The organism is Sulfurihydrogenibium yellowstonense SS-5, from assembly GCF_000173615.1.
GTDB lineage: Bacteria > Aquificota > Aquificia > Aquificales > Hydrogenothermaceae > Sulfurihydrogenibium > Sulfurihydrogenibium yellowstonense.
This window is the reverse complement of record NZ_ABZS01000067.1, coordinates 1-7,989: the sequence shown is the minus strand read 5'-3', so window position 1 is coordinate 7,989 and position 7,989 is coordinate 1. Positions and strand designations below refer to the sequence as shown.

The window sequence follows — 7,989 nt, the reverse complement described above, 5'->3', positions numbered from 1 at the left end:
CGAGAAAGAGTTGATAGAAGAAACGATCCATGAAGAGCTGGAAAGCATGTTAGATGTTTTAGATGAAAGGGAAAAAGAAATCATAAAAATGAGGTACGGATTAAACGGAGAAGAGTCAAGGACTTTGGAAGAAGTAGGAGAAAAGCTTGGAATATCAAGAGAAAGGGTCAGACAGTTAGAACAAAGAGCATTAAAAAAGTTGAAGGCTGTCGCTTTAAAAAAGCATTTAAAAGATTTCTTATCGTAAGGCTTAGCTATGGATATAATACCCGGATTGGCAGATGTACCTGTAGCTTATACAAAAATTTGCTTGCTTGATGGAAAAAATGGAAAGCTTATATACAGAGGATATGATGTAGAAGAATTATTCGAAAAATCAAACTATTTAGAAACTGCCTATCTTTTAATTTTTGGAGATTTACCATCTAAAGCCGAGTACGAAAATTTCAAAAAAGATATTAAACTCCACAGCAGATTAAAATTTCGGATTATTGATGTGATGAAAAACTTTCCAGAAAAGGCGCATCCGATAGAAGTCTTGCAATCTGTCGTATCTTGTCTCGGAATGTTTTATAAAAAAGAAAATGTCTTAAATGAAGATTATCAATATCTATCCATCGTAAAGCTTTTAGCAAAGATCCCTTTGATAATAGCAAATTGGAATAGAATTAGAAACGGCGATAATCCATTAGAACCAAATCCGGATTTTGATTATGTAGAAAATTTTCTATACATGTATTTTGGACAAAAACCAACTAAGGAAAAGGTTGAAATACTTGAAAAATGCTTAATTCTTCATGCAGAGCATAGCATGAACGCATCCACTTTTGCAGCAATTGTTGTTGGCTCTACCTTGGCTGACCCATTTACTGTTATATCTTCTGCTATCGGTGCTTTGTCAGGACCATTACACGGTGGAGCAAATGAAGACGTTATAAAAATGTTTAAAGAAATAGAAAGCTTACAAAACGTCAAAAAATATATAGATAAAAAACTTGAAAGCAAGAAAAAAATTCCCGGCTTTGGGCACAGAATTTACAAAACCTACGACCCAAGAGCAAAACTTCTTAAAAAAATATTAGAAAATTTAGAAATCAAAGATGAAGAGCTAAGAAATCTTTACTCCATCGCCCAAGAAGTTGAAAAGTATGTTTTAGAAAAACTATCACATAAAGATGTGTATCCAAACGTAGATTTTTATTCAGGCTTAGTATATAAATATCTCGGATTTGACGAAGATATGTACACTTCATTGTTTGCATTAGCAAGAGTAAGCGGATGGCTTGCCCATTGGAAGGAATATATAACAGACAACAAACTTATAAGACCAACAGAGATATACATCGGAGAAATAGATAAAAAATACAATGATAGAAAAGTTTAAAAACATTCTACTTTTAAAGTCCCATAGCGCCGGAATAGGAGATATTTTAAGAAGTTCAGCAGCTTGGAAAGCTATAAAAAATAAAAGTCCTGATGCAAACCTTCATTTATTATTTATCACAAACCACCCAGGCTATCCTTCAAAAGAGCTTATGAAAAAACATCATCTACTGTCAAGCTTTCACACTATAAACAAAGAGTACTTTAATAGTGTTAAAGATTTTAAAAAGGCGATAAAATTAGCAGATGAAATTATAAGCGATGTTAAACCTGACTTTATCATAGACTTTGAACCTTATGGTTTAGAGACAACGATAGTTTCATTGATTGGAAGGTTAAAATACAAAATTCCTACCTTAGGAATAAATGAAGTTTTTCCAAGAGGTCTTTTATACACCTATCATGCAGACTCTGTAAAAAAGTTTATGAAAAAGCATAATATGAGTGTTTTAAATTATACTGATAGGGATTTTGTTGTTTTGAATAGACTTAGTATAGAAAGAGGGAATATTCAAATAGAAATTAAAGAGACAGAGGAAGCTATAAAATTTAGAGAAAATTTGAGAAAAAGCTTAGGATTGTCTGAAAATCAAGAAATTTTGATCGCAAATATAGGTTGCGGTACTGAAGATGCTATCCCAAAAAGACCGGATTTTAGCATTTATGAATTTTTAATATTAAAAGCTTATGAAAAGTACGGTTTAATCCCTGTTTTAATTGGTGCAAAATTTGAGAAAGACATAAATCAAGATTTTATAAAAAAATTTAGTTTAAAACATAAAGAAATTCCTATTTTTGATATAGCAGGAGAGACAACGATAACAGAGTCTGTCGGGGCAATAAATGCAGGAAGGATTGTTATATCAAGCGATAGCGGACCATATCATATAGCGGTAGCTTTAAAAAAACCAAACTTAGCTTTGTTTAACTTTGAAAATACTCCACACTATCATCATAACCCTTGGACCATTTGCAGATTAGTCAATCCACCAGACTTTAGTCAATTAGAAAAGGATTTAGATTATTTGTATGGTTTAAAGATGGGATAATCTTAAAACGCCATCTTGTAACTTGTAAAATCTTTTGTTAAAACGCTTACCAATTCTTTTTCATACATTCTCCACTTTAAACCTCTCTATTAAATTTTTGTATTCTCTACACATACTATCAATGGACAGCTCTTTTGCTGTCTCATAGGCCTTTTTTGATAAAAACTCTATTAGCTTTTCATTAGATAAAAGTGTATCTATATGATTTGCAAGTGTAGTATAATCCTTTGGCTTAAAAACAAGGCTATTAAAATTATCCTTTGCAAATGGAACAACATCTGTACTAATAACAGGCTTTCCTAAAGCCATCGCTTCTAAAGTTGACATAGAAAATGATTCTCTTATAGATGATGTGATATATATATCGCAATTTTTAATATAAGGAAATGGATTTTCTATAAAGCCAACTAAAAAAACTTTATCTTCTAATTTTAAGCTTTTAATTAGATTTTCTAAATCCTTTCTCTTACTTCCTTCTCCAAGTATATATAAAAAAGGTTTTGTATTTGAATGGCATACACCTTTTATTAAAGTTTCAAAATTTTTATCTATACTTAACCTTCCGGCTGATACTATACAGGGCTTGTTTAATGTAGTTTGAAATGCATTAGACAATTTAACAACTGATTCTATATCAACGCCGTTATAAATCACTTGGATTTTGTTTGGCTCTAAATTAAAGTGTTCCATTAAATCATCTCTAACCTTATCTGAAACTGCTACTATTAAATCAGCGTATTTGTAATACTTTTTTATAATCCTTTTCTCTTTTTCTGAATATAATTCCGCAGGAACATGCTCAACAATTATTAATTTAGGTTTTAATAAATTTTTTGATTTTAAATAAGACAGTCTTGTGTTCATATCTCTTAGATGTGAAATTACCACATCAAAATCTTTTAAGACTTCTTTCAGCTTGTATAACAATAGTTTTTCATATAGAAATGATGGGAGTGGTGGCTTTTTGTTGAAAATTACTGTTGGTTTAAAATCTACGTTTAATTTAACTATGTTTTTAGCTATGATGAATTCATTTTTATATTTCTCCTTTAGACAGTTGTAAACGCTAACTGCTACCCTTTCTGCTCCACCGCCGGATAAAGTGTTAACTACGTGTGCTATCTTTAGCATTTAAACTATCCCTTATCTCCTTCACTTTTCCATTTTCAAATACTATAAACATATCACATTTTTCTAAAGTTTTTAATCTATGTGCTATTATCAAGATTGTTTTATCATGAAAATGAGAGTAAATCTCTTCCATTACGTATTTCTCTGTCTCCTCGTCTAATGCGGAAGTGCCTTCGTCTATGATGATAATATCAGGATTTTTCAGAAAGATTCTTGCTATTGCAAGCCTTTGTCTTTCTCCCCCTGATAGACTACTTCCTCTTTCGCCTATTGCCGTCTTTACTGTATCTTTTAATCTAAAAACAAAATCTGCTTTAGCTTTCTTCAGAGCGTTTATTATTTCTTCTTCTGTTGCATCAGGTTTTGCAATTTTTAAATTGTTCTCTATCGTGTCGTTAAAAATAAATACATCTTGAGTAATGACCGCGATTTTATCTCTTACTGTTTTAATGTTATACTCTTTCAAATCTACATCATCTAAAAGTATCTTTCCTTCGTAATTTCTAAAAACTCCGTATAAAAGCTTTACAAAACTACTTTTTCCAGAACCTGTTTGACCAATAATCCCAACTTTTTGACCTTTCCTTATCAGTACGTTTACATCTTCAAGTATTTTATTTTCGTTTATTTTTAAGCTAACATTTTTGTACTCTATCTTTTCTTTTAAACCTTTAAATTCTATACCATCTTCTTTTTCCTGTGGCATATCAAGTAAAAATTTTATTCTTTCTATGACAGGATTCACCGCTTTTATCTGTATCAATCCTCTTTGTAGAATTTGAGAAGAGTTTACCAAAATCAGCAAAGCAGATAAAAATGAGAAAAGGTCTCCCGTTGTTAGCTCTCCGTTTATTATTCTTACTCCACCGTAGAATATAATCCCGCCAGCTGCTAAGTATGAAGCTATCTCTATTGATGACAAGAAGAATACATCATAAAGTGCGTTTTTTCTTTGATTTTTAAAAAATCTTTCATTTATAGATTCAAAAACTGATAATATTTTCTCTTTGCTAAAAAGTTTTATCGTCTCAAGACCATACAAAAGCTGATTTATAAACTGTGTGTACTCTCCTGCTGATTCTTGAACTCTTTGAGAGTATTTTTTCCTTTTTTCTCCAAAGTAGTTAAACGAGATCGCAAAAAGCGGTGTTGCGAATAAAAAGATTAAAAACAGCTTCCAATCTCTATAAATCAAAACTCCAACCATTGCAATCACTGTAAATAGCTGAGTGAAAAAATCCACGCCGATTAAAATCATTGCAGATTTAAAAGCTTCTATATCATTTGTAGCCCTGCTTAGTATTTCTCCATACTGTTTTCCAAAGAAAAAAGACATATCTGCGTTTAAGATTTTTTTAAAGATATTTTCTCGAAGATTTTTCATCACTTTATAAAGTGCCAGTGGATACATGTACTCTTTAAAGATAAATCCAATCTGTTTGATGATTACTAGCAGTAAAAGCACAAGAATGATTAGTTTAAGCTTGTTTAAATCTTTTTCTATAAAAACTTCATCTATAACATCTTTGACTATGAAGGTTAAGCCTGCTAAAGCTCCGGCTTCTACAATACTTCCGATGAGTGCTAAAAAAAGAAGTAGCTTATACTTTTTAAAGTTTTCATATATAAACTTAACCGCTAAAATCTTGCAGCTCCTTTAAAAATTTTTCTAAAATTATCTTTTTTGTAAATTTGTTTTTAAACTCTTTGTAACCATTTTCAACAATTGTTTTATACAAATTCTCATCTGATAAAACTTTGTCTAATTTATCAAATACTTGTTTATAATTTCCTTTTTCTGCTACCAAACCAGTTTTAAAATCTTCCACTAAATATTTTAAATTTTCTACATCATAAACAACAACTAAGCTTTTGACTGCAAAACCTTCTACAACAGTCCTTCCAAAACTTTCTTCTCCTTTTGATAATACAAGTACAAAATCAGAAGCTTTTAAATAATACTCAGGTTTATTTGTATATCCTGTTATTATGTACTTATCGGATAGTCCATACTCTTTTATCATCTCTTTTGCTTTTGGAAGCTCTTTTCCATCTCCAATTATCAAAAATTTTAAATTATCATACTTTTTGGCAAGAAGCTTGGACACTTCCACAAAGTCGAAAATACCTTTACCCTCTGCAACCTTTCCAATGAATGTTATAACTTTTTCATTCGGACTTATTTTTAACTGCCGTCTAACTTGCTGTTTTTCAAATTCCAAGTAGTAAAACTTTTCTTCATCAATAAAGTTGTACAAAACTGTAATTTTATTTTCTGCTACTGCATCTTTCATAAGTCTTAATTTACTTGCATGGCTGACTGCAAAAATCTTATCTACATTTGGAAGTATAAACTTTTTTATGAAAAACGGCTGATAGTTTAGCATATGTCTAAAGAGGATGACTTTACTGCCGGAGAGTTTTCCGGCTAAAAAAGTGTTTATATATTCATTGCCGTTGTTTCCAATCACAAAGTCAGGCTTTAATTTTTTTGCTAATCTTATTAGTTTTATCGTGTTTATTGGTGAAAATTCAGACTTTAAAGTTATGTAGAATTTATTTTTATCTGATGTATTTTTGTCTACAAAGCTTCCTTTTGCAACGGCTTTATAGATGACAAGATTGTCTATCTTTTCTAATGCATTAATAAAGTCAATAGAATGCTGCTCTGTTCCACCGGGATTTGGATTTGGGTTTGCATTAATCCATAGAATTTTTATATTATTGTTTTCCATAGTACCTTTGGCAATGAGTAAAATCCTGAAATCATTATTCGTTTTATCTCATAAAAATTATCGCTTTGTTCTAAACTTCCTTCTTTTGTTGTAAAAGCATACTTATAGCCTGCTTCTATAACTAAATCTCTAATAGTCTCGTTATAGTCTCCGTATGGATAGCAAAAGCACGTTATCTCTGTTGATAGCATATCTTCTAACATTTTCTTTGAGTCTTGAATCTCTTTTTTTGCCCTTTCTTTTGGTATTTTTGTCAAAAATGGATGGGTCAATGTGTGAGAGCCTATTTCAATGCCTTCTTTATAAACCCTTTTTATCTCTTCCCAGTTCATTAATTTTTTTCTTATGTTTAACTTTTCGTAATCCCATTGGTTAAAACTGCCTACCAATCCAGCAGGAACAAAGACAATAGCATTAGCGTTGTATTTTTTAATTATTGGAAGAGCATTATCGTAAAAATCCTTAAAACCATCATCAAATGTTAGTAAAATAGACTTTTTTTGATTATTTTCAAGGTCTTCTGTTTTCACAAAGTTGTATCCAAGTTTTTTTAAGACTTTTAACTGTGTTTCAAATTTGCTTGGTTTAACATATAACGATTTTAATTTAGCCTCTTTTAGTGGTATGTCTATGTTGTGATACATAAAGATTTTCATAAAAATCACTCCGATACTAAATCAATTGTAATAAGACTTTCAAAAAATTCAAGAAAGTAAGAGATTCTTCGCTTAGAGTAGTGAATTATTACCTTATCTGTCGTCCTGAAGCTGTAAAGTCGAGAGATCTCCCGATTTAAAAAGTGAAAAAAGAGATTCTTCGCTTCGCTCAGAATGACAAAGAGATTTAGATCCTTTGCCGGCTGCAGAACGACACCGCTGATAAGTTTTTTATCATCATGAGAACAAAGTATGAAATTTAACACCTGACACATAGTTTACAAGTAATCCTTCAAAACTTTTGGAATTTCAAAGGTTCCGTCAGGTTTTTGGTAGTTTTCCATTATGGCTATTAATGTTCTTCCGACTGCTAAACCTGAACCGTTTAACGTATGTACATAGTGATTCTTTCCGTCTTTATCTTTGTACCTAATCTTAGCCCTTCTTGCTTGAAAATCTTCTGTGTTGGAGCAAGAAGATATCTCTCTGTATCTATTTTGAGATGGTATCCAAACTTCAATATCGTAGGTCTTTGCAGCTGAAAAACCCATGTCTCCCGTGCATAGTAAAACAACCCTGTAAGGTATTTCTAACAGTTGAAGAATTCTTTCTGCTTCATTTACAAGTTTTTCAAGCTCATTATAAGAATCCTCGGGCTTGACGATTTTCACAAGCTCAACTTTATCAAACTGATGCTGTCTGAGAATTCCTTTTACATCTTTTCCATGAGAACCTGCTTCTTTTCTAAAACATGGAGTATATGCTGTGTAATACTTTGGTAAATCTTCTTCACTTAGTATTTCGTCTGCATGAAGATTTGTCAATGTAACCTCTGCCGTTGGTATTAGATATAAATCTTCATCTTCTATTTTGTATAAATCATCTTTAAATTTTGGAAGTTGTCCTGTTCCAAATAAGATTTCCGGTTTTACCAATGCAGGAGTCCATACTTCTGTATATCCATGCTGTTTTATGTGAACATCAAGCATAAAGTTTATTAAAGCTCTTTCTAATCTTGCAGCTTCTTTAAACATT

General features: G+C 31.3%; 8 protein-coding genes. 3 read left to right on the top strand and 5 right to left on the bottom strand.

Translation table 11 applies throughout. The features are described from left to right. The 3 genes from SULYE_RS03910 to SULYE_RS03900 form a co-directional block, all read left to right on the top strand. On the top strand, positions 1 to 247 hold a 247-nt coding region (locus tag SULYE_RS03910; protein ID WP_043989061.1), incomplete at its 5' end, for a sigma-70 family RNA polymerase sigma factor. 9 nt (positions 248 to 256) lie between these two features. Continuing rightward, complete coding sequence (locus tag SULYE_RS03905) at positions 257 to 1,384, top strand: citrate synthase (RefSeq protein ID WP_007546714.1); 1,128 nt, start codon at positions 257 to 259, stop codon at positions 1,382 to 1,384. Beyond that, positions 1,368 to 2,432, top strand: a complete 1,065-nt coding sequence (locus tag SULYE_RS03900; RefSeq protein WP_007546712.1) for a glycosyltransferase family 9 protein — start codon at positions 1,368 to 1,370, stop codon at positions 2,430 to 2,432. Before SULYE_RS03905 ends, SULYE_RS03900 begins: the two co-directional genes overlap by 17 nt. A gap of 60 nt (positions 2,433 to 2,492) precedes the next feature. On the opposite strand, the gene SULYE_RS03895 is transcribed toward SULYE_RS03900, so the two are convergent. The 5 genes from SULYE_RS03895 to serS form a co-directional block, all read right to left on the bottom strand. After that, entirely contained in the window at positions 2,493 to 3,563 is a 1,071-nt protein-coding gene (locus SULYE_RS03895) for a glycosyltransferase (RefSeq protein WP_007546710.1), read from the bottom strand. Next, positions 3,538 to 5,190, bottom strand: coding sequence for an ABC transporter ATP-binding protein (locus SULYE_RS03890; RefSeq protein WP_232178575.1), 1,653 nt, complete (start codon positions 5,188 to 5,190; stop codon positions 3,538 to 3,540). Before SULYE_RS03890 ends, SULYE_RS03895 begins: the two co-directional genes overlap by 26 nt. A 4-nt stretch (positions 5,191 to 5,194) precedes the next feature. Continuing rightward, complete coding sequence (locus tag SULYE_RS03885; protein ID WP_007546708.1) at positions 5,195 to 6,298, bottom strand: glycosyltransferase family 4 protein; 1,104 nt, start codon at positions 6,296 to 6,298, stop codon at positions 5,195 to 5,197. Beyond that, the gene (locus tag SULYE_RS03880; protein WP_007546707.1) at positions 6,280 to 6,954 is read right to left on the bottom strand and encodes a polysaccharide deacetylase family protein; all 675 of its coding nucleotides are present in this window, start codon (positions 6,952 to 6,954) and stop codon (positions 6,280 to 6,282) included. Before SULYE_RS03880 ends, SULYE_RS03885 begins: the two co-directional genes overlap by 19 nt. A gap of 278 nt (positions 6,955 to 7,232) precedes the next feature. Next, positions 7,233 to 7,989 (bottom strand): serine--tRNA ligase (gene serS / locus SULYE_RS03875; RefSeq protein WP_007546706.1); only part of this gene is annotated, 757 nt, incomplete at its 5' end.